Origin of the sequence: Nostoc sp. DedQUE02 (genome assembly GCF_034531035.1) — a bacterium.
Lineage (GTDB): Bacteria > Cyanobacteriota > Cyanobacteriia > Cyanobacteriales > Nostocaceae > Nostoc.
Map to the genome: position 1 here is coordinate 1 of NZ_JAVRBY020000040.1, position 26,264 is coordinate 26,264.

General features: G+C 42.4%; 22 protein-coding genes, 1 tRNA gene and 2 pseudogenes. 18 read left to right on the top strand and 7 right to left on the bottom strand.

Annotated features, from left to right (window positions below):
- The 3 genes and pseudogenes from RMX98_RS24655 to RMX98_RS24665 all read left to right on the top strand — a co-directional run.
- Positions 1–148, top strand: a pseudogene (locus RMX98_RS24655) (IS4 family transposase); the annotation flags it as partial.
- 134 nt (positions 149–282) lie between these two features.
- Positions 283–1,005 (top strand): carbonic anhydrase, encoded by a 723-nt coding sequence (locus RMX98_RS24660; RefSeq protein ID WP_322675900.1) that lies wholly within the window; start codon positions 283–285, stop codon positions 1,003–1,005.
- Between the two features lie 668 nt (positions 1,006–1,673).
- A complete protein-coding gene (locus tag RMX98_RS24665; protein WP_322675901.1) occupies positions 1,674–3,182 on the top strand; it encodes a UbiD family decarboxylase in 1,509 nt (502 codons plus the stop codon).
- Positions 3,183–3,657: 475 nt separating this feature from the next.
- Here RMX98_RS24665 and lepA read toward each other — a convergent pair whose 3' ends face one another.
- Positions 3,658–5,469 carry a translation elongation factor 4 gene (gene lepA / locus RMX98_RS24670; protein ID WP_322675902.1) on the bottom strand — a complete coding sequence of 604 codons (1,812 nt, stop codon included), beginning with the start codon at positions 5,467–5,469 and terminating at the stop codon, positions 3,658–3,660.
- A 562-nt stretch (positions 5,470–6,031) separates the two neighbouring features.
- Here lepA and RMX98_RS24675 point away from each other — a divergent pair.
- The 4 genes from RMX98_RS24675 to RMX98_RS24690 all read left to right on the top strand — a co-directional run bounded on the left by RMX98_RS24675 (position 6,032) and on the right by RMX98_RS24690 (position 11,249).
- Positions 6,032–6,268 carry a hypothetical protein gene (locus RMX98_RS24675; RefSeq protein ID WP_322675903.1) on the top strand — a complete coding sequence of 79 codons (237 nt, stop codon included), beginning with the start codon at positions 6,032–6,034 and terminating at the stop codon, positions 6,266–6,268.
- Between the two features lie 171 nt (positions 6,269–6,439).
- Positions 6,440–8,203, top strand: coding sequence for a sensor histidine kinase (locus RMX98_RS24680; protein WP_322675904.1), 1,764 nt, complete (start codon positions 6,440–6,442; stop codon positions 8,201–8,203).
- A 496-nt stretch (positions 8,204–8,699) separates the two neighbouring features.
- On the top strand, positions 8,700–8,936 hold the full coding sequence (locus tag RMX98_RS24685; protein WP_322675905.1) for a NifU family protein: 237 nt from the start codon (positions 8,700–8,702) through the stop codon (positions 8,934–8,936).
- A 78-nt stretch (positions 8,937–9,014) separates the two neighbouring features.
- The gene (locus tag RMX98_RS24690; RefSeq protein ID WP_322675906.1) at positions 9,015–11,249 is read left to right on the top strand and encodes a glycoside hydrolase; all 2,235 of its coding nucleotides are present in this window, start codon (positions 9,015–9,017) and stop codon (positions 11,247–11,249) included.
- 296 nt (positions 11,250–11,545) lie between these two features.
- Here RMX98_RS24690 and RMX98_RS24695 read toward each other — a convergent pair whose 3' ends face one another.
- The gene (locus RMX98_RS24695) at positions 11,546–11,728 is read right to left on the bottom strand and encodes a hypothetical protein (RefSeq protein ID WP_322675907.1); all 183 of its coding nucleotides are present in this window, start codon (positions 11,726–11,728) and stop codon (positions 11,546–11,548) included.
- 48 nt (positions 11,729–11,776) lie between these two features.
- Between RMX98_RS24695 and RMX98_RS24700 the strand changes: the two genes are divergently transcribed.
- Both RMX98_RS24700 and RMX98_RS24705 read left to right on the top strand, forming a co-directional pair.
- Positions 11,777–12,319 (top strand): DUF1003 domain-containing protein, encoded by a 543-nt coding sequence (locus RMX98_RS24700; protein WP_322675908.1) that lies wholly within the window; start codon positions 11,777–11,779, stop codon positions 12,317–12,319.
- 118 nt (positions 12,320–12,437) lie between these two features.
- A complete protein-coding gene (locus RMX98_RS24705; protein WP_322675909.1) occupies positions 12,438–13,916 on the top strand; it encodes an alpha-amylase in 1,479 nt (492 codons plus the stop codon).
- Positions 13,917–14,258: 342 nt separating this feature from the next.
- On the opposite strand, the gene RMX98_RS24710 is transcribed toward RMX98_RS24705, so the two are convergent.
- A tRNA-Ser gene (locus tag RMX98_RS24710) sits at positions 14,259–14,343 on the bottom strand.
- A 106-nt stretch (positions 14,344–14,449) separates the two neighbouring features.
- On the opposite strand from RMX98_RS24710, the gene RMX98_RS24715 reads away from it, so the two are divergent.
- The 7 genes from RMX98_RS24715 to RMX98_RS24745 all read left to right on the top strand — a co-directional run bounded on the left by RMX98_RS24715 (position 14,450) and on the right by RMX98_RS24745 (position 19,856).
- Positions 14,450–14,818, top strand: a complete 369-nt coding sequence (locus tag RMX98_RS24715; RefSeq protein WP_194041586.1) for a 2Fe-2S iron-sulfur cluster-binding protein — start codon at positions 14,450–14,452, stop codon at positions 14,816–14,818.
- A gap of 53 nt (positions 14,819–14,871) precedes the next feature.
- Positions 14,872–15,417, top strand: a complete 546-nt coding sequence (locus tag RMX98_RS24720) for a thermonuclease family protein (RefSeq protein WP_322675958.1) — start codon at positions 14,872–14,874, stop codon at positions 15,415–15,417.
- 118 nt (positions 15,418–15,535) lie between these two features.
- Positions 15,536–16,348, top strand: coding sequence for an inositol monophosphatase family protein (locus RMX98_RS24725; RefSeq protein ID WP_322675910.1), 813 nt, complete (start codon positions 15,536–15,538; stop codon positions 16,346–16,348).
- 74 nt (positions 16,349–16,422) lie between these two features.
- The gene (locus tag RMX98_RS24730; protein ID WP_322675911.1) at positions 16,423–17,391 is read left to right on the top strand and encodes a J domain-containing protein; all 969 of its coding nucleotides are present in this window, start codon (positions 16,423–16,425) and stop codon (positions 17,389–17,391) included.
- Entirely contained in the window at positions 17,391–18,605 is a 1,215-nt protein-coding gene (locus tag RMX98_RS24735) for an ATP phosphoribosyltransferase regulatory subunit (protein WP_322675912.1), read from the top strand. The genes RMX98_RS24730 and RMX98_RS24735 overlap by 1 nt, the downstream gene beginning before the upstream one ends.
- 213 nt (positions 18,606–18,818) lie before the next feature.
- Complete coding sequence (locus RMX98_RS24740) at positions 18,819–19,043, top strand: indolepyruvate ferredoxin oxidoreductase subunit alpha (RefSeq protein ID WP_094353237.1); 225 nt, start codon at positions 18,819–18,821, stop codon at positions 19,041–19,043.
- Between the two features lie 84 nt (positions 19,044–19,127).
- Positions 19,128–19,856 (top strand): ABC transporter ATP-binding protein, encoded by a 729-nt coding sequence (locus tag RMX98_RS24745; RefSeq protein ID WP_322675913.1) that lies wholly within the window; start codon positions 19,128–19,130, stop codon positions 19,854–19,856.
- A gap of 527 nt (positions 19,857–20,383) precedes the next feature.
- Here RMX98_RS24745 and RMX98_RS24750 read toward each other — a convergent pair.
- Positions 20,384–21,166: an ABC transporter permease gene (locus tag RMX98_RS24750; protein ID WP_322675914.1), complete on the bottom strand. Its 783-nt coding sequence runs from the start codon at positions 21,164–21,166 to the stop codon at positions 20,384–20,386.
- A 149-nt stretch (positions 21,167–21,315) separates the two neighbouring features.
- Between RMX98_RS24750 and RMX98_RS24755 the strand changes: the two genes are divergently transcribed.
- Entirely contained in the window at positions 21,316–21,924 is a 609-nt protein-coding gene (locus RMX98_RS24755) for a VTT domain-containing protein (protein ID WP_322675915.1), read from the top strand.
- A 376-nt stretch (positions 21,925–22,300) separates the two neighbouring features.
- Here the strand turns inward: RMX98_RS24755 and RMX98_RS24760 are convergent, their stop codons facing one another.
- Positions 22,301–22,858, bottom strand: coding sequence for a hypothetical protein (locus RMX98_RS24760; RefSeq protein ID WP_322675916.1), 558 nt, complete (start codon positions 22,856–22,858; stop codon positions 22,301–22,303).
- A gap of 210 nt (positions 22,859–23,068) precedes the next feature.
- On the bottom strand, positions 23,069–24,586 hold the full coding sequence (locus RMX98_RS24765) for a tetratricopeptide repeat protein (RefSeq protein WP_322675917.1): 1,518 nt from the start codon (positions 24,584–24,586) through the stop codon (positions 23,069–23,071).
- Positions 24,587–24,908: 322 nt separating this feature from the next.
- Between RMX98_RS24765 and RMX98_RS24770 the strand changes: the two are divergent.
- Positions 24,909–25,306, top strand: a pseudogene (locus RMX98_RS24770) (endonuclease domain-containing protein); the annotation flags it as partial.
- Here the strand turns inward: RMX98_RS24770 and RMX98_RS24775 are convergent.
- Positions 25,205–25,744 carry an SH3 domain-containing protein gene (locus RMX98_RS24775; protein WP_322675918.1) on the bottom strand — a complete coding sequence of 180 codons (540 nt, stop codon included), beginning with the start codon at positions 25,742–25,744 and terminating at the stop codon, positions 25,205–25,207. The pseudogene RMX98_RS24770 and the gene RMX98_RS24775 sit on opposite strands and share 102 nt — an antisense overlap.
- Positions 25,745–26,264 lie beyond the last annotated feature (520 nt).

A 26,264-nucleotide genomic window follows, 5' to 3' on the forward strand; every position in this document is an offset into this window, starting at 1 on the left:
TAAAGTTACAAAAAATCAAGGGGTGCGAGGTTTTAACTTAGCTTGTAAATGGAAACGTAAAATTTTGGGAGTAGCTCCAGAAGAAGGATGGTTTATTTTAACAAAATTGAAAAATATATCAAGTTTAATTGAGATATATAATAGTCAATCTGTACAGTATAAAGTGATAAATTCCGCTTGAAAGTGAAGATTAAATGACTCTTAAATCGTGTATTAAGGTACTCTTGCATCTTGCTTAAGTCTGATATCTTCTTGGCAACAGCTTTGTTGTCAGGTAGATTGATGAGTCGAATTAACGGATTTGTTGGGCGACGCGATTTCTTAAAATTCGCCAGTGTGTTAGGTATTGCGGCTACTGCTTTTAGTGATAGTTTTTGGAATCCAGAGCAAAATGCTGTTGCTGATATTCACCCAGTTAACCCTAATCCAATCAGTCCACCTGAAGCCGTCAAGCGCTTGTTGGATGGTAATCAAAGATTTATCGATCAAAAACGTCAATATCCCGATCAATCACTAGAACATCTACGATTAGTTGCTAAAGCTCAGTATCCTTTTGCCGCCATTTTAGGCTGTGCAGATTCTAGAGTACCTGCGGAAATCGTCTTCGATCAAGGACTTGGAGATTTATTTGTCGTGCGAGTTGCTGGTAATGTCGTCAGTGATACGGTTATAGGTAGTCTGGAATACTCAACAACAGTATTGGGTTCGCAGTTGATTGTAGTTTTAGGTCATAGAAGATGCGGTGCAGTAGCAGAAGCAATCAAAAACGAACCACTTCCTGGCAGAATTGGTTTAATTATTGAGGGCATCAAACCATCTGTAGAAAAGGTAAAGTTCAGAACGGGTGATAATATGCAGAATGCAGTTATAGCTAATATTCAGTATCAGACTGAAAAATTGCCGGAAAGCTCAACTATTTTAGCGAAATTAGTTCATGAAAGTAAACTAAAAATTGTTGGTGCTTGTTACGATATTGACACTGGTAAAGTTAACATTATTACTTGAATATCTTACCTTTTGTAGGCGTAGAATTCTTAGTTTAATGTTGCTCAAAAAATTATTAGTTAGAAAACATTTTATTGATAATCTTGAAAATTAATTAAATTTATAGATAGGGGTGTATAACTTGTACATCCCTACTAATGAATTTGTTGCAAAAATTGTTGAAAATAGTATTATAGGGTTTCTCGGTTGAGTAGGTACTAAACCCCACCCCCAATCCCCTAAGAGCAAGCGAGGAGAGGGCTATGATCTACCTCATATAATTAGGAAACGCTGTATGTCGCGATGCTTGGATTTGGCTATGTCAACCTCAACTCACATTCAGAAAAACCTAAAAGTAAGACACAGTCAAAACTTTTAACAAATAAACCCAGCAGGGATCATATAACAAGACCACCTGCCAGGAAGGTATAGTATATTCTGGCCATGTTTGATCAGGTTAGCGCTTATTTGTAGCAAATAATTGCGTATCCCTAGATAGAATAACTAAATACTTTGGAAAACACAGTTAAGAAAAGTTACTAATTAGGTTAATTTCCAATTAAAACCAACAATCCCCTAAATAGAGTAGATAGAGATACGGGGACACAAAAAAATATTTCCCAATGCCCCATGCCCCATAATATAAGAAAGCGCTTCACACTTCTTAAATAATCAGCTTTATTAGAAAAATGGCGAGAGACTTGCGGGGATTCATTAAAATTTTGGAAGAAAGAGGACAATTACGGCGAATTTCAGCTTTAGTTGACCCAGATTTAGAAATTGCTGAGATTTCCAACCGGATGCTGCAAAAAGGTGGGCCAGGGTTGTTGTTTGAAAACGTCAAAGGCGCTTCCTTTCCGGTGGCGGTGAATTTGATGGGAACTGTGGAAAGGATTTGCTGGGCGATGAATATGCAGCATCCAGAGGAGTTGGAAACTCTGGGGAAAAAACTAAGTATGTTGCAACAGCCAAAACCGCCAAAGAAGATTTCCCAGGCGATAGATTTCGGGAAAGTACTGTTTGATGTGGTGAAGGCGAAACCAGGACGAGATTTTTTCCCTGCTTGTCAGCAAGTTGTGATTCAAGGTAATGATTTAGATTTAAATAAGTTGCCGTTGATACGTCCTTATATTGGTGATGCTGGCAAGATTATCACGCTGGGATTAGTAATTACCAAGGATTGTGAGACGGGTACTCCAAACGTAGGTGTGTATCGCTTGCAACTGCAATCTCAAAATACGATGACAGTTCACTGGTTATCGGTGCGGGGTGGGGCGAGGCATTTGCGAAAAGCGGCCGAACGTGGGAAAAAATTAGAAGTTGCGATCGCACTTGGTGTAGATCCTCTAATTATCATGGCAGCAGCTACACCCATCCCTGTAGATTTATCAGAATGGCTGTTTGCAGGGCTTTACGGCGGTTCTGGTGTGCAGTTGGCAAAATGTAAAACCGTCGATTTGGAAGTTCCCGCAGATTCGGAATTTGTCTTGGAAGGGACGATTACACCAGGGGAAGTTTTACCAGATGGGCCTTTTGGCGACCACATGGGTTATTACGGCGGCGTGGAAGATTCGCCGTTGATACGCTTTGAGTGTATGACGCACCGGAAAAATCCGATTTACTTAACAACATTTAGCGGTCGTCCACCGAAAGAAGAAGCGATGATGGCGATCGCACTAAATCGCATTTATACGCCCATACTGCGGCAACAAGTATCAGAAATTGTCGATTTCTTCTTACCAATGGAAGCTTTGAGTTACAAAGCAGCGATTATTTCCATTGATAAAGCATATCCAGGACAAGCGCGACGGGCAGCTTTAGCGTTTTGGAGTGCTTTACCACAATTTACATACACCAAATTTGTAATTGTTGTGGATAAAGACATAAATATTCGCGATCCGCGTCAAGTTGTCTGGGCGATTAGTTCCAAAGTTGACCCAGTGCGGGATGTCTTTATTTTGCCAAATACACCTTTTGATACTTTGGATTTTGCTAGTGAAAAGATTGGCTTAGGTGGACGGATGGGAATTGATGCAACTACAAAGATTCCGCCGGAAACAAATCATGAATGGGGTTCGCCTTTAGAATCCGACCCAGATGTGGCGGCGATGGTAGAGAGACGATGGGCGGAGTATGGTTTAGGAGAGTTGCAATTAGGAGAAGTAGACCCAAATTTGTTTGGCTACGATATGAAGTAACCTATTATAGCTTAATACAGTTTAGCCCTCTTTGATCACTCTTGGAGAAAGCAATCGCTGCAAGGCTTACGAGACTTCACTTTCCAGGCTTTGGCTATATTTTTTAATTTCTATTAGAAAATAAAGCCTCAAACCTTGATTTAGTAATAGTTTCAGTTTTCTGCTTCGATTATTGTTTTCACCAGAGTGATGGAAGAGCGATAAGTCTAAGCTAACCTAACTTCGACAAGCCTTATTTGGCCTTCCTCCCAGCCTCCCTTTCCATTTCAAAGAGGGAGGCTGGGAGGGAGAAGTTCATCAAACTCACATGCTTAAGGCTGCTGTTGACAGCCTTTGTAACTAAAATTAACGGATGTTCAAAAAGAATACAGAATTCAGTAGAAGAAAATTTTGCTGAGAGACTGAAAATAGCACATTCATCCGCTTCATTCTGAATTCTGAATTCTGATTTCTGACTTCTGACTTCTGAATTCTATTAGCTTTGATCCAAGCGCAGTACTGCCATAAAGGCTTCTTGGGGTACGTCCACTGTACCTACAGATTTCATCCGCTTTTTACCTTTTGCTTGCTTTTGTAAAAGTTTCTTTTTCCGGCTGATGTCACCACCGTAGCATTTGGCTAGCACATCTTTCCGTAAGGCGGGGATGTGTTCACTAGCGATAACTTTACTACCAATAGATGCCTGAATTGGTACTTTAAATTGATGGCGGGGAATTAGTTCTTTGAGTTTTTCTGCCATTGCCCGCCCGACATTGTAAGCTTTATCCCGATGGACAATCATCGCCAAGGAATCCACGGGATCGCCGTTAATCATGATATCTAGCTTCACCAGAGGATTTTCACGGTAGCCGATGATGTGATATTCCATACTGGCGTAACCGCGCGATCGCGATTTCATTTGGTCAAAAAAGTCAGTTACAACTTCCGCTAAGGGTAGCTCATAAGTAAGCGTGGTTCGTCCTTGAGCGAGATATTTCATATCTTTGAAGATGCCCCGGCGATTTTGTGACAACTCCATCAAGGTGCCGACATAAGTTTCCGGCGTAATCATCTCTACTTGGACGTAGGGTTCTTCAATTCTTTCGCGATCGTTAGGAGAAGGTAAACGGCTAGGATTATCGATGTACAGTTCCTCACCCTTGACGGTAATCACCTTATAAACCACCGAGGGGGCTGTAATGATTAAATCTAAGTTATACTCCCGCTCTAGACGTTCCTGAACAATTTCCATGTGCAGCAAGCCCAAGAACCCGCAACGGAAGCCAAACCCCATCGCGCTGGAAGTTTCTGGTTCGTAATGCAGCGCTGCGTCGTTGAGTTCGAGTTTTTCCAAAGCTTCCCGCAAATCTTCAAATTGGTCAGCATCAATGGGGAACATCCCGCAAAAAACCATCGGGTTCGCTTCTGCGTAACCTGGTAAGGGTGCCTCTGCTTTCGCCTTACTGAGGGTAATTGTGTCTCCTACCCGTGCATCAGCTACAGCTTTAATTGCCGCTCCCAAATAGCCTACTTCCCCAGCGTGGAGTTCATCAACTTGCTTTTGAGTCGGAGAAAGAACGCCTAATTCATCAATTTCAAATTCTTTACCCGATGCCATTAAATGGATGCGATCGCCTTTTTTCAAGGTGCCATCCATCACCCGGAAATACACAATCACTCCCCGATAGCTGTCGTAATAGCTATCAAAAATTAACGCCCGTAAGCGTTCATTGATCGTATTGGGCGGTGGCGGTATCCGCTCGACAACTGCTTCTAAAATCTCATCAATACCAATTCCTTCTTTAGCAGAAGCCAGAATCGCCCCACTGCAATCTAGACCGATAATTTCTTCAATTTCACCAATTACCCGTTCTGGTTCAGCCCCTGGCAAATCAATTTTATTCAAAACCGGGATAATTTCCAGGTTATTCTCTAAGGCTAAATATACATTTGCCAAAGTTTGCGCCTCCACACCTTGAGACGCATCTACTACCAATAGCGCTCCTTCGCAAGCCACGAGAGAGCGGGAGACTTCATACGAGAAATCCACATGTCCCGGAGTATCAATTAAGTTCAGCACATACTGCTGACCATCTTTGGCTGTGTAGTTCATTCGGGCAGCTTGGAGCTTAATCGTAATGCCACGCTCCCGTTCCAGATCCATGTTATCGAGAAACTGTTCCTTCATCTGTCGGTCTTCAACAGTGCCAGTAGCTTGTAGCAAGCGATCGGCGAGGGTTGATTTCCCGTGGTCGATGTGAGCAATAATACAAAAATTGCGAATGCGAACTGCGGGAACGTCAGTCATATACTATCTTTGCCTTAGCAGCAACCAAAGTTAAAAGAGCAATTTACTTCATGTATTTTAATGCTTTCTTAGCCAAGACGCTCCGTTTTTAGTGCTGAGTGCTGAGTTCCGAGTGCTGAGTGGGGCAGAGGGAAGAATAACTCTTAACTCTTAACGTCCTAAATCCTAACTCAGCACTCAGCACTCCCTTCACCCCATCTTTAACTTTCGATCTAAATAGGTGGACTTTTAAGAATATTATGAAAGTCTATTTGTCGCTGCTAGTATTCAACAGCTAGGAGCGTACAATAAATGTAAATAAGTACATGTAGGGATCATGAGCAATTGCGACCCCTAATTGCCCAGAATCACTGATGTATCAGCAAAACTTCTAAAGCCATTGTCTAGTCAGTTATATGCAAAATGCGATTTGAAACTTAAAGCTGTTACTTTGGTGCTATTTCAGGGAACTATTTAACTGTGCCCTTGAAGATTATTCAGTGAATTAGCCCAAATGATGAATATAACTACTTTACAAAACTTTAGGCAAAACCAATTCCGAGAATTCAGAGTATATAAACCTATGAATATGAGAGAGAAAACTACCGAAGCGGAAAACACCCAAGCCGATAAGGTAGAAATTGCTGTCCGCCTAGACTCCGAGTTACTAGAGCAAATTCAGCATCTCACCAATGACCCAAGTAAAGTAATTGAGGTGGCAATTCGCCAGTGGTTACGGGGTGAACTCCTTAGAGATGACGAACTGACGCGCACGCCTGTGCGTACCCCTATACCTCCTCGTGGTGAATGGAACGATTGACGCCATCGGTCAGTGGTCAATGCAAGTCAAAAAAGTAAAGTTTGCCAATCTGGTTTCCAGAAAACCAAAAAATACCCAATTAATATAAAAAAGCTGTAAAAGTTTATGCGTAAATTTGAGCGGCTTTAGTAAAATTACGGTCGGATACCCTTTGTCTATCCAACTCAATTAATGACTATTACTGCCAATTCTCAATTGTCGAATGTATTTTCCCAAAATCTGGAATCTATTACCAGTAAGACTGATGGTTCATTACCAGCTCTAGGAGCCGAGTTGGTTTATACGCAAGATGGAGCAGGGCGCTATCTGACCTTTTGTTGGCAGTACAGCGAACTGCTGGGGTTAAATACTGAAAAAATAGTTGACGAGCTAAATCAGACTCAAACCTTTGCCCCAGTGGATAAGGTTGCTTATTTGGAACGATTGCACCGAATTTTGACAAGTCTGGTGCCAGAAAGGTTTCAATGTTGGTTTAGCTACCACCAGGAATTATTTGAGTTGGACTTAGTGATTAGTCCGATTATGCCGAGTTTGGGAACCACTGCCACTACAGTTTTAGTGATGGGAAGGTTAGTACAAGCGACACTCAACAAAAAACAAGCACGTGTGGCATCAAAAACGCCCACACAAATAGAGTTGGCTTTGCGATCGCAGCAGCACCAAAAACTGGTAAATCGCATTACCAGAAATATTCGCCGGACATTGGATTTAGATATTATTTGGCAGCAAACAGTTGATAGTTTGGGGAAAGCACTGCGACTAGAACGCTGCATTATTTGTCCTTATCAACCCTCAAGCTCAAAAGTGCAGGTGAAAGCTGAGTATCGTCAGCCAGAACTCAAGTCAATGCTTGGTTTAGAAATACATATAGCTTCTGAGCCTGCCTTTGCTCAAGCTTTGGCAACTCTAGAACCAGTTACGATGGAAGTGCCTGGATATAAAGAGTCTGGGCGGCAGAAAACTTTAGTAGTTGCGACTTGCTATCAAGACCAAGCTAATGGATTGGTTGCCTTGAATTGGCAGGATGAATGCTATACATTAACAGAATCGGAATTAGAACTAGCGAAAGAAGCAGCAGATCAATTGGGAACTGCGATCGCTCATGCTACTTTATATGAAGAATTAGAAATAGCGCGTCAAAAAGCGGAAGAAGCTTCCCGCCTCAAAAGTGAGTTTCTAGCTAATGTATCCCATGAAATTCGTACCCCCCTCAACGGTATGATTGGCTTTTTGAAGCTGATTTTAGAAGGGATGGCAGACGATCCAGAAGAACAAAATCAGTTTTTAGCAGAAGCTCATCACTTATCGATACATCTGCTGAATATCATCAACGACATTTTGGACATTGCCAAAATCGAAGCTGGGAAAATGGAGCTAGCTTACGCTCCAGTCAAGCTAGATGAGCTATTCAGTCATGTAGAAGGTTTCATGCGTCCCCAAGCCGAAATGAGAAACCTCAGCTTTCAGATGCAAATGCCTGCGACTTCCGATGAAATCATTGTTCAAAGCAATTACCAACGGTTGTTACAAGTCATGCTCAATTTGGTAGGTAATGCCATCAAATTTACCCATGAGGGTGGCGTTACCGTCAGCGCCGATTTAGTACTCAAAAAGGCGAACTTTCAAGAGCAGCAATTTCCTGGCATGGTGAGAGTACGTGTAGCAGACACTGGTATTGGTGTTTCTTTAGATAAACAAGATAAACTGTTTCAATTATTTTCTCAGGTGGATGGCTCCCGCACTCGCCAGTACGGCGGCACAGGTTTGGGACTGGCAATATCCCAAAAGCTAGTGGAGGCAATGGGCGGCGAGGTACATTTTTATAGTCTGGGCGAAGGACTGGGTTCAACAGTCACATTTACAGTGCCACTATATCAACAACCAGTCATGGTTTCATCTAATGATAGCGACTCAACAAACAGTGCTGAGTGTTGAGTTAGTCATTAGTCATCTGGAACATTACCAATACTGGATTTGGAGTTTTAAATTTTAAAGTTTTTTAGTAATTATTATTTAATAAATAACAAGATTGGGTATGGGAGATTGGAAAGAATTCCGTCGCTAGTCCACAAAATTGTATAATTATAGGCTGGGTTGAAGAACAAAATACAACAAACGCCTAAATGTTGGGTTTTGCTCCCTTCTGCTCCAATTTACAAAAAATAGATTTTTGACCCCTTTTTACGGTGACGTGTACTTAGGAGCATTAAATCCTGTCTTCCGTCAGACTGCAAAGCAGAATCTAAAAGCTAAAGTAAAGTAGGAGGCTCACACGAAAACTCTGTTCAGGCAACACGGAAAATAAAATTTTGGATAATGGTTAACGAGTAATGGCATATAAGGCACAAGAATCATTATTATTCAATGCCTCATGCCCCATACCCCATTCCCCATTCCCCACGCCCATCATTAACTTAGCAGGTCTAAAACTATGACACTTACACTCACACCTGAAAACGTTGAAACAGTCTTAGATGAAATGCGCCCTTATCTCATGTCTGATGGCGGCAATGTGGAACTTGTAGAACTCGATGGGCCTGTTGTAAAACTGCGCCTGCAAGGTGCTTGCGGTTCTTGTCCTAGTTCTGCAATGACCCTGAGAATGGGTATTGAACGCCGCCTAAAAGAAATAATTCCTGAAATTGCGGAAATTGAACAAGTGGTGTAAAAGTTAGGAGTTAGGAGTTAGGAGTTATGAGTTTTGAATTAACTCCTAACTCCTCATTCTTAACTCCTAACTATTTCTATGTCCCATCCTCTCTACATTGCTTTTATCTGGCATCAACATCAGCCGCTGTACAAATCTCCTGGCAGCGGCGTTTCGCTATCTCCCAGTCAGCAGTACCGTCTCCCTTGGGTACGTTTGCATGGGACTAAAGATTATTTGGATTTGGTATTGCTCTTAGAGCGATATCCTAAGTTACACCAAACGGTGAATTTAGTACCTTCGTTGATATTGCAACTCGAAGATTATATTGCTGGTACTGCTTTTGATCCTTACCTCACAGCCAGCTTGACACCGGATGAGCAACTCACTCAGCAACAGCGTGAATTTATTATCCAACACTTTTTTGATGCTAACCACCATACCCTGATTGATCCTCATCCCCGCTATGCCGAGTTGTATCAACAAAGGCAGGATAAGGGGCAAGCTTGGTGTTTAGCAAATTGGGAATTGCCAGACTATAGCGATTTGCTAGCTTGGCACAATTTGGCTTGGATCGATCCTCTGTTTTGGGATGACCCGGAAATTGCTGCTTGGTTAAAACAGGGTCGGAATTTTACTTTAAGCGATCGCCAGCGCATTTATTCCAAACAGCGAGAAATCTTGAGCCGGATTATCCCCCAACACCGGAAAATGCAGGAGGCAGGGCAGCTAGAAGTTACCACCACACCTTACACCCACCCGATTTTACCCTTGCTAGCCGATACTAATTCTGGTCGGGTAGCTGTGCCTAATATGACGCTACCTAAGCAACGCTTTCAGTGGGAAGAAGATATTCCCCGCCATTTGCGGAAAGCTTGGGACTTTTATCAAGACCGCTTTGGACAGATACCTCGTGGTTTATGGCCTTCGGAACAATCGGTTAGCCCGGCGGTACTTCCGCACATTATTAACCAAGGATATAAGTGGATATGCTCAGATGAAGCCGTCTTGGGGTGGACGCTGAAACACCTTTTTCATCGGGATGGGGCGGGGAATGTGGAACAACCAGAACTACTGTATCGACCCTATCGCCTGCAAACCGCCGAGGGTGACTTGTCAATTGTGTTTCGCGACCATAGATTATCAGACTTGATTGGTTTTACTTATGGTGCAATGCCTGCAAAAAAGGCAGCAGCAGATTTAGTGGGACATTTGCAAGCGATCGCTAAAATGCAAAGAGATAGTCATAGTGAACAACCTTGGCTAGTTACCATCGCCTTAGATGGAGAGAATTGCTGGGAATTTTATCCCGAAGATGGCAAACCTTTCTTAGAAGCTTTATATCAAAGCTTAAGCGATGAACCCCGCCTCAAACTCGTCACTGTCTCCGAATTTCTAGAAGAATTTCCAGCCACAGCCACTATCCCCGGAGGACAACTACATAGTGGTTCTTGGGTAGATGGCAGCTTCACCACTTGGATCGGCGATCCCGCCAAAAATCGTGCTTGGGATTACTTGACAGAAGCTAGAGTTATGCTTGCAAGTCATCCCGAAGCGACGGAAGAAAATAACCCCGAAGCATGGGAAGCATTGTATGCCGCAGAGGGTTCCGACTGGTTTTGGTGGTTTGGCGCCGGACACTCCTCAAATCAGGATGCCATTTTTGATCGGTTGTTTCGAGAACATCTGTTTGGCATTTACAAAGCATTAAATGAACCTGTACCACCCTATCTCAAGCAACCAGTGGAAAACCACGAAGCACAGGGAAACCACACCCCACAAGGGTTTATTCATCCCGTGATTGATGGTAGGGGTGATGAACAAGATTGGGACAAAGCTGGACGTATAGAAATCGGCGGGGCGCGAGGGACGATGCATAACAGCAGTGTTATCCAGCGACTTTGGTATGGAGTCGATCACTTAAATTTCTATTTGCGACTGGACTTTAAAAGTGGCGCTGCACCAGGACAAGATTTGCCAGCAGAGTTGAATTTACTGTGGTTCTATCCAGAAAAAACAATGGTTAATAGCCCAATTCCCTTGGCAGATGTACCAGATGCAGCCCCACTTAATTACCATTTCCACCATCTTTTAGAAGTTAACTTGCTGACGCAATCGATTCAGTTTCGGGAAGCGGGAGACAATCATCAATGGCATCCCCGTTTCAGTCGCGCTCAAGTAGCTTTAAATAATTGTTTAGAGTTGGCGGTGCCGTGGGCAGACTTGCAAGTTCCGCCAGATTATCCTCTGCGCCTGATTTTGGTGCTTGCAGATGAAGGGCGTTTTTCCAACTACTTGCCAGAAAATACTTTGATTCACATTGAGGTGCCTTAGAACTCAATACCCTTGGTTTTACGAAATATCTATTAGGGGCATACAGAGGAAGCAACGCGAAAAAGTGAGATCCTCGTGATAATAGGTAGGGGAGACAGGGGGAGCAGGGGAGCAGGGAGAGTGAAAAGACAAATAAGAGTACTTTTTACTACTGAAACAAATTACTTTTACACTAGGCCTCTTGCAAAAATATATTTTTGTACTCTTAGGGGAAAGGTTTTGGTTAAAGGGAAATGATTTTGAGTTTCTTTACCCTTTTCCCCCGCCCCTTACAGATGTATGCCCCTAAAGTCGATTTATTTGGAAATCATATTTAATTTTTCTAGTTCTAAATCTAAATAATCAAGCAGTATTGGGATGCGATCGCCTACGGTGGGGTAAAACACCATCGTCGGTAGAAGATAAGCAATAATCGAGTAACATCCAGATTTAGGAGTTGGTGCATGACCGATAACGTAGATAGTACAGCGAACAGACACTTCAGTTCAGGTACTAAAAAAATCAAAGAGAAAGCTTCTCGAAATCAAGTGATCACGGCTCCATTACCAGACCCGATTGCAAAAAATATTGAAGCGATTATTTCACTTCATACCCAGGAAGTTCGAGATATTCCCATCCACCAGCGAATACTAGAAGCGATCGCAAGATTTTTTGGGCGATCGATATTTATGTATAGTTTGCTAATAATACTGGCGATCTGGATTTTTAGCAGTTTTTTTGATCGATTTTTGCCATTCAATTTACCCTCGTTTAGCTGGTCAGGTCAAGGCTTAGACGCAGCTTCATTGGTGATCTCAACTGGAGTACTGGTACGACAAACTCGCCAAGAAAACTTTGCCGAACAAAGGGCGCAATTGATGCTACAGCTTAACCTGCTCTCCGAGCAAAAAATTGCCAAGATTATTGCTCTATTAGAAGAACTCCGTACCGATTTGCCTGATGTGATCAATCGGTATGATTCGGAAGCGAAATTGATGCAGGAACCGACTGACCCGATTGCGGTATTGGACGCACTCCAGAAAAACTTAGCTGAAGAACTGTCAGCCACAGAAGAAAACAATATGAGTTGATCCCAGTTTTTAGTAGATTTTTGTTTCTATTGAAAGACAAAAAATAAAACTTAATGTAGAGTCTTTGTGTCGGAAATCACAATTAAAATTTATCGTATATTTAACCAGAGGGATAGATATGGCTCAACTGAATGGTGTAATGATGCAGTACTTCCATTGGTATATCCCTCCAGATGGCAATCTTTGGAATGAGTTTAAAGAGAAAGTCAAAGAGTTAGCTGATGCCGGTGTTACATCTGTTTGGCTACCCCCAGCTTACAAAGGAACAGGGGGTGGCTACGATGTCGGCTATGGAGTCTATGATATGTACGATCTAGGCGAGTTTGACCAGAAAGGCTCGGTTCGGACAAAGTACGGCACAAAAGACGAGTATATCGCTGCTATCAAGGCGGCAAAAGCTGCTGGTATTCGAGTGTATGCTGATGTTGTCCTTAACCACAAGTTAGGTGCAGACGAAGCCGAAGAAGTAGAAGCAACTCCTTACAATCCAGACAATCGCCACGAGCCAATCGGTGAGATGCAAACAATAAAAGTCTGGACTCACTTTACCTTCCCAGGTCGTCAGGGCAAATACTCCGATATGGAATGGCACTGGTGGCACTTCGACGCGGTTGATTACAATGTTTACAACGAAGGTGAGAACGCAATTTATCTGTTTAAAGATAAACAATTTGACGAACAGGTTGACCTAGAAAAAGGCGCTTTCGACTATCTCATGGGATGCGATCTCGATATGGAGAATCAAGAAGTTCGCGACGAGTTGAATCGCTGGGGTGAGTGGTTTGTAGAAACCACTGATATAGATGGCTTTCGTTTTGATGCGGTTAAACACGTTAGAGCTGGCTTCTTCCCAGAATGGCTGCAACACTGTCGCCAAAAGGCTGGTCGCGATCTTTTTGCCGTTGGTGAGTATTGGTCTTATGAAATTGAAGCACTGCACCATTTCATTAGCGTCACTGGTGGTGATGTGCTGTTGTTTGATGCGCCATTGCACTATAACTTTAGCGCTGCCAGCAAACAAGGCAATGATTACGATATGCGGCAGATATTTGATAACACCTTGGTGCAACAGCAACCTGCTTTAGCCGTTACCTTAGTAGAGAATCATGATTCTCAACCCTTGCAGTCGTTGGAATCTGTAGTGGAAGGCTGGTTTAAACCGTTGGCTTATGCGTTGATTCTACTGCGAAGTGATGGTTATCCCTGTATCTTCTATGCAGATTACTATGGTGCTAATTACAAGGATACGGGCAGCGATGGCAATGAGCATGAGATTTGGCTCGATAGTCATCAATGGATAATTGATAAATTTTTGCATGTTCGTCAAACCTATGCCTATGGCGACCAATATGATTACTTCGATCACGCCAATACAATCGGCTGGACACGCTTAGGAGATGAAGAACATCCTGGCGGTATCGCGGTTGTTCTGAGTAATGGAGGAGAAGGGACTAAATGGATGGAAGTTGGGCAACCCAACAGCACTTACATTGATATTACTGAACATATCAGCGAACCTGTAACAACGAATGATGAGGGCTGGGCTGATTTTCGATGCGATGCTGGTTCTGTTTCTGTGTGGGTTCTACAGTCTTAGTAGAGGTTTTGGTAACATTCATCCAGAAAGTTACGCACTTGACGAAATACTACTTAAGAGACTTCCAAAGAACAAAATATCCAATAACTCTTGTGGGGCGGGCAAGATGCTCATCCCAGAATATTGGACAATTTATTTCTTGGAGTTCCCTAAAAGAGAACTTAAGCAGTATTTTGTGAATAAGCCACAACCCTTATTATTCCCTTATAAAACAATTGAACATTGCCTAAATTGATTCAATTTAGGCAATGTATTAGTCTAAGTTTCAGATATGCTTTTTACTGAACCTGACTATTTGTAGAACTATAGTTCAGACTATATATTTAGAATTAAGTTTGAAAACGGAGAGGGGGGGATTCGAACCCCCGTTAAGTTTCCCTAAACAGACTTTCCAGGTCTGCGCCTTAAACCACTCGGCCACCTCTCCAGGTGTCACAAGTTACGATCATACTATGAAATCACAGAAAATGCAAAGATAAAGAAAGATATTTTAGATTGAATCTGATAGTCCTAATCCCAAAACGCAAATCCAGATGTCCCGTACATACACAATTAAAGTTCGCGATCGCGCCACTGGCAAAACACACACCCTACAAGTGCCCGAAGACCGCTACATCCTGCACACTGGCGAAAAACAAGGGGTAGAACTACCGTTTTCTTGTCGCAACGGGGCTTGCACCGCTTGTGCTGTGAGAGTGTTATCAGGAGAAATTTACCAACCAGAGGCGATCGGCTTGTCGCCAGATTTACGTAAGCAAGGTTATGCCTTGTTGTGTGTGAGTTACCCCCGTTCTGACTTGGAAGTGGAGACGCAAGACGAAGATGAAGTCTACGAACTCCAATTTGGACGCTATTTTGCTAAGGGGAGAGTTAAAGCGGGTTTACCCTTAGATGAGGAATGAAGAAGAATTCAGAATTCTGTCTCGATAAACAATTCAAAATCACCGAATTTCTGATGCCTGTAAATTTTGGTGATTGGTTACGAAAAATAGCTATTTTGGCCTGTTTATTGCTCTTGGTGAGTTGCCAAGGCAAAAACCAGCTGCCAAACAATGAAGCCCAGGTGAAAGTAGCACGGGTAGTTAGTGGGCAAAGCTTGGAAGTTTTGGGCATGGCTGAACAACCAAATTTGATTTCTCAAGTGCGGTTAGTGGGTGTTGATGCACCAGATTTGCGACAACGCCCTTGGGGGGAAGCAGCAAAAGAACAGTTAGAGAATCTAATTGGTGGTGTAGAACAATCGGTAACGCTGGAGTTTGATTTAGAAGCAAAAGACAAAATCGGGCGAACTCTAGCTTATGTGTGGAAAAATAAGGTGTTATTGAATGAAGAATTAGTCAAACAAGGAAATGCAATGTTTGTAGGGCGATCGCCTAACCACAAATATGACCTGCGTTTAGAACGTGCCCAACAATGGGCTAGACTCATGGGGCAAGGAATCTGGAACCCAGAAAAACCCATGCGCCTGACTCCCGCCGAGTTTCGCCGCCAAAATCTTTAATTAGTGCTGAGTGCTGAGTGCTGAGTGCTGAGGGGGAGAGTGGGGAAGTAAGTAAGTGAAGAAGAATTAATAACCAATGCCCCATGCCCAATGCCCAATGACAAATGACAAATGACAAATGACAAATCTACAAATTTTTCTAGATATTGCTACAGAAGCGGCCTTGTCTGCTGGTGCTATTTTGCAAGGTTACTTGGGTAAGTTAGAAGACGCAATTATTGAAAAAGGACGCCCTGGTGATTTAGTCACGGCTGCTGATAAAGCTTCAGAAAAGTTGATTTTAGAAGTTTTGCGTCGCCACTTTCCCCAGCATTCGATCCTCGCTGAAGAATCAGGGAAATTAGGTAATCAAAAAAATGAGTACCTCTGGGCAATAGATCCTTTGGATGGCACAACCAACTACGCTCATCAATACCCATTTTTTGCTGTTTCCATCGGACTATTAATTAATGGCGTTCCCCAAGTTGGTGTAATTTATGACCCATTTCACAATGAGCTATTCCGTGCTGCTGCTGGCTTAGGGGCAACGCGTAACCGTCAGCCCATCAAGGTTTCATTAACATCTGAACTGAGTAAAAGCCTACTAGTAACAGGATTTGCCTACGATCGCCGTGAAACCTCTGATAACAACTACGCAGAATTTAGTCATCTCACCCATCTTACCCAAGGAGTCAGACGTAGCGGTTCCGCATCACTAGATTTGGCTTATGTCGCCTGTGGACGTGTCGATGGTTACTGGGAAAGAGGGCTTTCCCCTTGGGATATTGCCGCCGGGATAATTTTGATACAAGAAGCCGAGGGGAAAGTCACCGCCTACGATGGCACTGCCTTCAAAATTGAGTCTGGTAGAATTCTTGCCACAAATAGTTATATTCACGATTCTCTCAGTAGCGAACTTTTACGGGTTCCGCCACTGTCAGCTTGGGTGTAGCAGATGGGGGCTTTCTCTACGACTTTGGGTACACTAAAAGCAATCTAACTGCTCCCTTAGTGCAAAAACTCTATATGTCTTTCAAAATAGATCGTGGACTATTTAAATATGATTTCATAGACCATCACGCAGTACTGTGCGTTGCAGTTGATGCGGATGTCAAAGAGATTCGCAAACGCTATCTCCAAGTCGCCCGCCGTTTGCACCCAGACAGTAGTATTACTGAAAGTGATGCTCAAAAACATCTCGGTAACGAATTGTTATCAAAGCTGGTTAACCCAGCTTACGAAAAACTCTCTGGCGATCGCACTCGCACTGAATATATTCTAATTTTGTCGCAAATTGGTAAGCGTCTGGTACAGGAATCGACTTCGGTAACTTTAAATACCGACTTGGCTAAACAATTAGTTGAGGCATCTAATATCGATCATTTTTATAAAACTGCGATCGCAAAGCTAGCCCAAACTCAATATGATTCTTTAGAACAAGCACTGCAAGTCATTGCCCAAGCTAGTGAGTTGAATTTAGTGTATTTAATGCGGAGTGCGGGTAAATCATCCGCCGCGCCGCCACCTGCTCAACCCAAAGTCCAATCAGGTACACCTCAGCCAAATACACCAAAAAATACAGCACCAGCATCAGCACCAACACCAGCGCCAGCGCCACCAAAAGAAGACTTGATTGTAGAACAGTACATTCGTCGCGCTCAATCTTTGATTGACAAAAACCAATTTGCCCCAGCCAAAGTAGAGTTGCAAGAGGCCCTAAAGCTAGAACCGAAAAATAGTCGCTGTCATAGCTTAATTGCAATGGTGTATTTGAAGCAAAATCAGCTAAAAATGGCCAAAATCCACTTTGACAATGCTTTGAAATTAGATCCTAATGACGAAACGGCTCTGCAATGGAAACCTAAAATAGATAAGGCTTTAGGACAACAACCTAGCGATCATAAGGTGACTTCATCCCCCAATAATGGAGATAAGCAACCAGATAAATCTGGTAGTGGTTTGTTCGGTGGTTTGTTTGGTGGGAAGAAAAAATAATGGTGTATCAACCAGCAGCAGGAGCCAGGGACTTATTACCCTTGGATGTGGAGAAAAAACGCTGGATTGAAGAGCGGTTACAGCAGGTGTTTCATCGCTGGGGATATCACAGGATTATCACCTCGACTTTAGAGCGGATGGATACCCTGATGGCGGGGGAAGCAATCCAGCGTCAGATGGTGATTCAACTACAACAAAATGGCGAAGATGATGAATTAGGGCTACGTCCAGAATTAACAGCATCTATTGCTCGTACTGTTGTGACTCGGATGGCTGGTGTCACTTATCCACAACGGTTGTATTACAACGCCAATGTGTTTCGTCGCACTTGGGAAAGTAGGCATAATCGCCAGCAAGAGTTTTATCAAGCTGGAGTGGAGTTACTAGGTGCTGGCGGATTGTTGGCTAATGCGGAAGTCCTGCTGTTAGTAGCAGATTGTTTGGCAGCATTGGGTTTGCAGGGATGGCATTTAATTTTGGGTGAGGCGGGAATTACCCGATCGCTCCTGAGTGCCTTTCCTGCTAATTTACAAGATCAAGTTCGCAGTGCGATCGCTCATCTTGACCGCATCACCATAGATAATTTACCTCTAAGTGACAAACTGCGCGATCGCGCCCAAATCATCATGGATTTGCGTGGATCAAGTGCAGACGTGTTGCAAAAAGTTAGTAGTCTGGATTTAGATGAAGAACAGCGAGAGGCAGTGAATAACCTCAAATCCCTAGTAGAATTACTAGAATCAGAGAAAAAATTTCCGTTAATCCTCGACCTCAGCCTCATCCAAACCATAGATTACTACACTGGAATTGTCTTTGAGGTTGTCAACGATACTGAATCACAAACTAGAGTTTTAGGGCGCGGTGGTCGCTATGACCAGCTTTTGGGGCTATATCATCCTCAAGGTGAAAACATTCCCGGAATTGGTTTTGGACTAAGTATCGAAGATTTATACCAAGTTCTGTTGTCAACCCAGCAATTACCACAAGAAACTCCAGCGAGTGACTGGTTGGTAGCACCAGAGACAGCTAGTGCTAACGCTGCCGCCTTTGTCTACGCGCAAAAACTCAGAAATTCTACTGATTTGGTGCGAGTAGAAATTGACTTAGGAGGAAGAGATACAGAGGCAATTCGCCAATATGCAAGCGATCGCGGCATTGCCCAAATTGCCTGGATCAAAGCTGATGGTTCGCCAAAAATAGAACCATTGCGTTAAGTGAGTGGGGGATTGGGCATTGGGCATTGGGAAAGGGAAAGGGGTAAGGGGAAAGATTAAATTTATTCCTTTTCCCTTTAACCTGGTTGGTGAGCTTGCCGAACCATAACCTTTTCCCCCGCCCCCCTGCCTCCCCTGCCCCTCTGCTCCCCTGCTCCCCCCCTCCCCTGCTAGGCTAGAAATAGCCGATACAGAAGAGAGGGAATCGAGAACATGCCGCATACAATTGTTACAGAAGTCTGTGAAGGCGTTGCTGACTGCGTAGATGCCTGTCCAGTAGCTTGTATTCATGATGGCCCAGGCAAAAACACCAAGGGAACTGATTGGTACTGGATTGATTTTGCCACTTGCATCGACTGTGGCATCTGTCTCCAAGTTTGCCCTGTAGAAGGGGCGATTCTTGCAGAAGAACGACCAGAGTTGCAAAAAACTCCGTAATAGTCCATAGTCAACAGTCAATAGTCAATAGTTATGTTTGACTTGACTGTTGACCAATGACCAATGACAAATGACCAATGACTAATGACTAATGACTATTTATTAGACGTTCAAAATGTTCACGCTGGATACATCAAAGATGTAGATATCCTGCAAGGTGTAAATTTCCGGGTTGCACCAGGGGAATTGGTGACAGTGATTGGCCCCAACGGTGCGGGTAAATCTACTTTGGCAAAAGCAATTTTTGGACTTTTGATCCCCCATACAGGCACAATCACCTTCAAAGGTGAAAATATCGTGGGGCTAAAGTCCAATCAAATTGTCCAGCGAGGAATGTGCTACGTACCGCAAATCGCCAATGTTTTCCCCTCCCTTAGTGTTGAAGAGAATTTGGAGATGGGTGCTTTTGTGCTTAACGTTCCTCTGAAACCAATTAAAGATAAAATATTTAGTATGTTTCCCAAATTAAGCGATCGCCGTCGTCAACGCGCTGGTACTCTCTCTGGAGGAGAACGCCAGATGCTAGCGATGGGTAAAGCTTTGATGTTGGAACCTAGTTTGCTGATTTTGGATGAACCATCTGCTGCTTTGTCGCCGATTTTGGTGACACAAGTGTTTGAGCAGATTAAACAAATTAATCAGGCGGGTACTGCGATCGTATTAGTGGAACAAAATGCCCGTAAGGCTTTAGAGATGGCTAATCGCGGCTATGTACTGGAGTCGGGACGCGATGCGATCTCAGGCCCTGGTGAAGAATTGTTGAATGACCCGAAAGTGGGTGAGCTATATCTAGGAGCAGGTAAAAGACATTAACCCTCTTTAATCACTCTTGCCCCATTCAACATAATGCCAGCTTAATATGGGGGCTTCACCAGGCGATAGCGATGCCTACAGTGGGCTGCGCTTACGCTATCTATAACTAATACAAAAGCCATAATACTACCTGCCACTGCCGCGACCGTCGTTTTCGATGCTCAAAGAATTCTCCCCAATAATCCTTGCGTTTCTAATCACATCTACAGCGAGTAGAAAGGTAAAACAGGACATTCATTCAGGAAAAAATGACCAAAACGTAAATTAACCGGATTTGCCACAACCCTCATTAGCAATTCGTAATTGAGAATTACGTTATGGATGGGTATTGAACGCAAAACTGGAGTGGAGGTTTCCGACGCGCAAGGGGCACTATCCGCCGATTTTACGTGAGTTCGACAAGTCTTATTTGATACCATTTTGCAATTATATGTAGTATTTCTTCCCCTGCTCAAGAACAGCCTGTCAAAACTAATATTTTTGAACGCAACTTGGTATGACCTCTCTCCCAGACCCTTTGGAAGTCTCTAACTCGAAGCACTAGTATAAAACCGCAACGCAAACCGCCAAAACCAAGTAGAAGCAAAAAACAAACCTACTGCTAATATTGCCGCACCTATCAACCAGCTAATTTCACTCCGACCCAATAACGCTTGGGCTGGTACAGTAGTTAAAAAAGCTACGGGCATCACAAAGGTGAAGAAAAAACGATAAGCAGTGGGATATGCGACGATAGGATATCTTCCGGCTTCCAACAAACCACGCAGCACTTCGGTAGCGTTGTATATTTTGACGAACCAGATACTCATCGCTCCCAGCATAAACCACAGGCTGTACAAAATCACCAAGCTGAATAGTAACGGCAGCACGCCAAGTAAATAGCCGTCTATCCCTACACCGAGGCGTTTGCCTGCATAGCCAATGATAATACAACCAAAAACTAGATCCGGCAGTCCCCAAGGTGAAAGGGTATGAGTGGAAAGCCAAAACTGACTGCGGATAGGTTTTAATAATATAAAGTCTAGAGTGCCTTCCTGGACATGGCGGACAATGCGATTCAAGTTTGACGACAGAAAAGTAGCAGAAAATCCTTGGAGTAAGGTAAAAATTCCTAAAACTACTAAAGCTGCTTCCCATGACCAACCACTAAAAGTGTAGCCAGTGCGGTAAAACAAGAATAGTCCAAAAAGGCTGCCGACAAGATTTCCCAAGCTGCTGAGGGTAGCTATAAAAAAGTTAATCCGATATTCCAATTCTGCGGCGATCGCAGCACCCCAAAATAATCTTAGTACTTTCAAATATCTTTGCATCTTGCACCCATAACCCAAAACCTGCCACCTGTCATTACATTTCTTAAGATGGCACAATAACTTTACGTAAATTTAATATTACTTTTTATTCAAGAAAATTGCAGAACGTTAAGATATTTTAGGTTTATTGTTTAACGGTAAAAGATTATATGCATTTAGATTTAGACCTAATTACAAAAATTGGCTATTTTGGGGTGTGGGGAATTATCTTTGCAGAATCTGGTTTGCTAATTGGTTTTTTCCTGCCAGGAGATAGTTTGCTATTTGCTGCTGGATTTCTTGCATCTCTTCCAAAATCAGAGTTTAACATTTGGGTTTTGGTTTTTGGTGCTTTTGTTTGTGCAGTTCTGGGTGATAATGTTGGCTACGCTACAGGACACAGATTTGGTAGAAAATTATTTCAGAAAGAAGATTCATGGTTGTTTCATAAAAAACACTTGGTAAAAACCCAGGATTTTTATGAGAAACATGGCAAGAAAACACTAGTATTGGCGAGGTTTACACCAATTATTCGCACTTTTGCGCCGATTGTGGCTGGACTTGGTGCGATGCATTACCGAACATTTATGTCTTACAACTTAATCGGTGGATTCTTGTGGACATTCGGAATCACCTTTTTAGGGTTTTTCTTAGGAAAATCTCTGCCAGCTGAACAGGTAGATAAGTTTTTGTTACCGATTATTGGATTAATTATAGTTGTTTCTTTAGTACCATCGATTATTCATATAATACAAGAAAATCGAGCAAACAAAGGTTAAAATCCTCTTTGTACTTTTAGAAAGGTAAATTATCTGATTCCAAATGTATTGCCCTATAAACGGGATATAGGGCAAAATCTTTAGTCCTTCTGGCAGTTATATAGGAATCCGGTTTGATTACTGAAATTACTTGGCTTAGTGGGCAATAGGCACTCTTGCAATAGGATTTCAGAAGATTAAGGTGTACCGAATTTTTTTCACGCAATCAAATATGAATCCTATATGAGGGTTTGACACTTTTGGATTCTACAAGCGAGTTGCAGTGGGTACGATATTTATTGGTTTTTGAATTGCTGGTGTGGATTGTTAGCTACGCCATAAATGTATCTCAATTGCCACGGCTGTTTTGTAAGGAAGTACAATCAAATGACGCTAGCTAGGGATTAATCGCAGAATTAGCCATTTTCACTAAAGAAGTGCGATCGCCTGCTTTCAACCCAACAACATATTGCACACCCTGTTGTCTCCAAGTCAAGGTAGCATCTGAGCAACCAGCACCACAAGTAAAATCTACAAAATAGCCAGTAATTCCCTTAGCTAAGGATACAGGTTTACCAGTCAGGCGGGGTGTTTTGCGGGTTACAGCTTCAGCCGTAACAACGCCTAAACGACATGCAGAAGCACCATTACAGTCGGGGCTGAAACCCAGTAAAATATCGTACTCCTTTGGCGTAGCAGTTTCTATAGTTGCGTAAATTGGATTTTCCCCATCCGACTCAGGAATAAACTTCGGCAAAAGAATCCGAATTTGACTCTTTTGCTTTAATTTAGGCAGAATGGATTTAAAAACTGGGTGTGGCTGGGTTTTACTCTGCTGTGCTAACAGTTGGGGCTGGTTATTTATAGTTGCTATGGCTGAATTGTGAAAGCTGCTAACGCTGACTAATAAAAATACGGCACACACAGCACTAGTATTTCTGAAGCTAAAAATCATCTTTGAAAACCTATTTCATCTAAGAGTACTTATTTGTAATACCCAGTTTGAGTATTAAATTACGCATTTTACAGATAAAGCGATCGCTAGGTATAATAAATACAAAATTAATCAGCTAGCCTTAGTTGGCAAATGACTCAAAATCACAATCTAACCACTCTTATCCCCCTTCTCGAAGAGAGGACTAAGATGTGGCACTTAGGCAATTATCTAGAAGTTTAAAATATCTAATGATTCTTCTATTTCTAAATCTAATATTCTTTCTCGTGTATCTTTGAGTGCTTCTAGCTTACCTTCTTTACGATAGATATCTGCCGCTTTTTGAAAATCTTCAATTGCTCCCTGTTTATCTGCAATTTCTAAACGAGCATTAGCACGATTATAATAAGCGTCGGCATAATTAAAATTAATCTGGATTACCTGAGTATAATCTTCAATTGCGCCCTGAAAATCTCCTAAGTCAGAACGAGCATTACCACGTTTTTTATAAGCTATGGCATTTTGAGGATTAATCTTAATTGCTTGAGAAAATTCCGATTGAGATCCTAATAAATAACGAGCAATTCCACGATTTTTGTAAGCATCAACATAATTAGGGTTAATTTTAATAGCCTGGGTATAATCCTCAATCGCTCCTTGATTATCTCCTATCTGAGAACGAGCTTCAGCCCGATTTTTATAGGCTATCGCAACATGAGGATTAATTCTAATAGCTTGAGTATAATCATTAATTGCTTCTTCTAATCGTCCCAACTGATACAGCGCTAAACCTCGTTTATTGTAAGATTTAGCATCATGAATATTCATCTGGATTGCTTGAGAATAATCTGCGATCGCAACTTCATAATCTCCTATTTGATAGTGAGCTAAACCTCGTTTATAATATAAATTAGCATCACTATGATTAGCTTCTAAGGCTTGATTATACTTGGTAATTGCATTCGTATATTCTGCTTTATCAAAATATTCATCACCCAATTGGATATAAAGTTTATTTAAATTCTCATTACTATGTTCAGGTTGAAAAGGAGATTTTACTGCCTGATTAATAGTTAGCTTCGATGAAATTTCTTGTTTCGGGAGATATTTGTAAATTGGTAGTTGTTGCCTAGAATAATTATTTACAGAAGATTGTAACTGTTCTAGATAGCACCATAAACCACCACCATATAGTAATTGTTCTATTCCAAAAGAAATTTTACCAGTTTTCAACTTAATCATCCTGGTTGGGAGAAAGCCAGCCAAAAAAAGGTGATACTCAGATTGAGCTTCACTGACATCTTCTTGAATTAAAATGCAAACTACAACTGCATTTTTTTCAACTTCTTCAGAACTAATTGACCATCTAACTCTGTCAATGCGACCATGACGAGATTTAACCTCGATACCAATAGATGGGTCAGAAGTCAAGGTAAAATCTATATTACCATCGCCGCCAAATCGCTTTTCATAATCGACTTCAGTAATAAAATCAGCTAAACGTTCTTTGACAACTTCCTCACCCAACTTTCCTTTGAGATAGCTAAGAAAAACATCACGAACTGGTAAAACACGCTTATATTTCTCAGCCATTAACCAGCAAAATTCTCGTAGTGCCTTTAATCTCTCTCCAGAAATTATAGTTAATTCACTATATTGACCTTCTGTTTCACAATGAAGCAGACAACCAGATGCTAACCTTTTAATAAAATCAGATTGTAGCGATCGCAGTAGTGTAATCCAGTCCATTTATATTTCTGCGAATCTTTTGATGAGATTATTCTATTAAAATATCTAGTTGGCGTAAAGCTTTAAATCAGCTTTTTAGGTGCAGCCATATCTGATTATGCCAGAGTTTTGAGGAGTTGGGAGAGTGCGATCGCTGGGAATAATACATGAAATATTAATTAGTTAATCACCAAAATCGCAAATGACCGAAAATCACAACCCCAAGCCAAACTCTCTCACCAACTCCAGTCCCCCCTCCTAGCTTGCGGGGAGGGGGTTAGGGGGCGGGGTTCCGGGATACCCTTGGCAAACCCCCCACGAACTTTGGAAAAAACTTAAGCCATTAGCGCGACAAATGCGGTGTGAACCAACTCCAGCAGAAAAGCTACTTTGGGAAAAGTTGAGACATAAGCAACTTTTGGGTTTCAAGTTCCGCCTCAGCAAACAATTGATCGTTTTATCATCGATTTTTACTGTAATGAAGCGCGGTTAGTGGTAGAAGTGGATGGCGAAATTTACGACTACACGCAACAGGAGGATGCTATACGTCAAGAATTTTTGGAGAGTTTGGGGTTGCAGGTTGTGCGATTTAGAAATGAGGATGTTCTGGAGAGGATGGAGGGGGTTGGGGGTGGGGTTCTAAGAACAACTAGTAAGGGCTGCACCACATTGTTCTTCCCTTGTCAACCAACCCTTAACACCTTGATATTCCACCTGCGCCCAATCTCCCTGACAGCCTAACAATTTGACGGGCGTATTAGCAGGAATTCTTTTCAGTTTTTGGCTTTTTTGACTGCTACTAGCATAGAAATCCACGCCATTAGTACCGTAGCCTCGCGTTGTTAAACCTAACTTTGGCACAAATACCCATCCAGTTCCTTGAAAACCATTGCTAGCATTAGTAATCTGCACCCAATTTCCAGCAGCACCAATAACATGAACTGTTTCGCTAATGGGTATTTGTCCTATAATTACGTTATTTGTACTTGCACCACTCCGCACATTTAACCCTTGCGAATCTCTATCGGTGACGTAGGCAAAAATATCGCACTTTTGAGAATTAATTGATTTCGCTAAACTTATTTCACTAGCTATACCAGTATTGAGTATCACACTAATACAACTGAATGCCAATCCGATCGCTAACTTTGATGCTGGATTTTTCACTTTTTTTGTCATAATTTCTTCAAGTTTATGGCATCAGTACCCAAGGCTAGAGTCTTATTGATATCTCCGAATCTACATAAACAAATTATGGTTAACTTTGTAATGTAGTTCTATCAAAGAGATTTTAGTACTGCAATAACACTTTTAATTTTACAAAATTTAGTCCTGCGATGTCTACGACGGTCACTGAATCTCGACTCACAACGACTGCGCGGTAGTTGAATCTCGACTCACTTCGGCGCCGCGATAGTTGAATCTCTACTTCGCTCGATTACCGCGTAGCGATGCACTGAGCTTGTCGAAGTGTCGAAACTCAGTGCAAGTCGCTCGATTACCGCCAAGCGATGCACTGAGCCTGTCCTGAGCGTAGCCGAAGGGCGCAGTCGTTATGTCGAAACTCAGTGCACGCTCGATTTCCGCGCAGCCGTACCCCTCCGGGGAAGCAAGCTACGCGGAGCGTCTCGTAGAGAAGTGCGGGCCACGCCTACGCTAATCGATAAAATACAATGACATCATTGAGTATTAAACTATT

What these genes read in the sequence shown, in the direction of transcription:
- RMX98_RS24660 (WP_322675900.1), top strand. Translation starts at nt 283, where the DNA reads ATGAGTCGAATTAACGGATTTGTTGGGCGACGCGATTTCTTAAAATTC.
- RMX98_RS24665 (WP_322675901.1), top strand. Translation starts at nt 1,674, where the DNA reads ATGGCGAGAGACTTGCGGGGATTCATTAAAATTTTGGAAGAAAGAGGA.
- lepA (WP_322675902.1), bottom strand. Translation starts at nt 5,469, where the DNA reads ATGACTGACGTTCCCGCAGTTCGCATTCGCAATTTTTGTATTATTGCT.
- RMX98_RS24675 (WP_322675903.1), top strand. Translation starts at nt 6,032, where the DNA reads ATGAATATGAGAGAGAAAACTACCGAAGCGGAAAACACCCAAGCCGAT.
- RMX98_RS24680 (WP_322675904.1), top strand. Translation starts at nt 6,440, where the DNA reads ATGACTATTACTGCCAATTCTCAATTGTCGAATGTATTTTCCCAAAAT.
- RMX98_RS24685 (WP_322675905.1), top strand. Translation starts at nt 8,700, where the DNA reads ATGACACTTACACTCACACCTGAAAACGTTGAAACAGTCTTAGATGAA.
- RMX98_RS24690 (WP_322675906.1), top strand. Translation starts at nt 9,015, where the DNA reads ATGTCCCATCCTCTCTACATTGCTTTTATCTGGCATCAACATCAGCCG.
- RMX98_RS24705 (WP_322675909.1), top strand. Translation starts at nt 12,438, where the DNA reads ATGGCTCAACTGAATGGTGTAATGATGCAGTACTTCCATTGGTATATC.
- RMX98_RS24715 (WP_194041586.1), top strand. Translation starts at nt 14,450, where the DNA reads ATGTCCCGTACATACACAATTAAAGTTCGCGATCGCGCCACTGGCAAA.
- RMX98_RS24720 (WP_322675958.1), top strand. Translation starts at nt 14,872, where the DNA reads ATGCCTGTAAATTTTGGTGATTGGTTACGAAAAATAGCTATTTTGGCC.
- RMX98_RS24725 (WP_322675910.1), top strand. Translation starts at nt 15,536, where the DNA reads ATGACAAATCTACAAATTTTTCTAGATATTGCTACAGAAGCGGCCTTG.
- RMX98_RS24730 (WP_322675911.1), top strand. Translation starts at nt 16,423, where the DNA reads ATGTCTTTCAAAATAGATCGTGGACTATTTAAATATGATTTCATAGAC.
- RMX98_RS24735 (WP_322675912.1), top strand. Translation starts at nt 17,391, where the DNA reads ATGGTGTATCAACCAGCAGCAGGAGCCAGGGACTTATTACCCTTGGAT.
- RMX98_RS24740 (WP_094353237.1), top strand. Translation starts at nt 18,819, where the DNA reads ATGCCGCATACAATTGTTACAGAAGTCTGTGAAGGCGTTGCTGACTGC.
- RMX98_RS24745 (WP_322675913.1), top strand. Translation starts at nt 19,128, where the DNA reads ATGACTAATGACTATTTATTAGACGTTCAAAATGTTCACGCTGGATAC.
- RMX98_RS24750 (WP_322675914.1), bottom strand. Translation starts at nt 21,166, where the DNA reads ATGCAAAGATATTTGAAAGTACTAAGATTATTTTGGGGTGCTGCGATC.
- RMX98_RS24755 (WP_322675915.1), top strand. Translation starts at nt 21,316, where the DNA reads ATGCATTTAGATTTAGACCTAATTACAAAAATTGGCTATTTTGGGGTG.
- RMX98_RS24760 (WP_322675916.1), bottom strand. Translation starts at nt 22,858, where the DNA reads ATGATTTTTAGCTTCAGAAATACTAGTGCTGTGTGTGCCGTATTTTTA.
- RMX98_RS24765 (WP_322675917.1), bottom strand. Translation starts at nt 24,586, where the DNA reads ATGGACTGGATTACACTACTGCGATCGCTACAATCTGATTTTATTAAA.
- RMX98_RS24775 (WP_322675918.1), bottom strand. Translation starts at nt 25,744, where the DNA reads ATGACAAAAAAAGTGAAAAATCCAGCATCAAAGTTAGCGATCGGATTG.